The sequence below is a fragment of the Streptomyces alkaliterrae genome (genome assembly GCF_007097205.2).
GTDB lineage: Bacteria > Actinomycetota > Actinomycetes > Streptomycetales > Streptomycetaceae > Streptomyces > Streptomyces alkaliterrae.
The window spans coordinates 1-417 of record NZ_VJYK02000734.1 but is presented as its reverse complement, the minus strand read 5'-3'; the positions used below and the strand labels follow the sequence as shown (position 1 = coordinate 417).

The 417-nt window shown below is 72.7% G+C and carries 1 protein-coding gene; it reads left to right on the top strand.

From position 1 onward, the window contains the following. Positions 1-17: 17 nt before the first annotated feature. Positions 18-417, top strand: a 400-nt coding sequence (locus FNX44_RS27720; protein ID WP_153507836.1) for a YbaK/EbsC family protein, incomplete at its 3' end; no start/stop codon positions are given.

Genomic DNA, 417 nt, shown 5'->3' with positions numbered 1-417 from the left:
CCACTACCCTCCCTCCCATGAGCGACGCGACGACGACTCCTCCCTTCGGATCCTTCGACGCCGCCTGGCCCGCCGCCGGGCGCCCCGACCTGGTGGCCCCGACCATCACCAAGGCCCTCGCCGACTCCTCCGCACTCGCCGACGCCGTCCTCGTCGTCGACACCGACCCGGAGAAGGCCGACACCGCCGTCTTCTGCGAGACCTACGACGTACCGGCCGAGGTCTCCGCCAACTGCGTGGTGGTCGCCGCCCGTCGCGGCCAGGAGACCACCCTGGCCGCCTGCGTCCTCCTCGCCACCACCCGCCTCGACGTCAACCGCACAGTCCGGCGACACCTCGGCGCCCGCAAGGCGTCCTTCGCCCCCATGGACCTCGCCACCACCGAGACCGGCATGGAGTACGGCGGCATCACCCCCC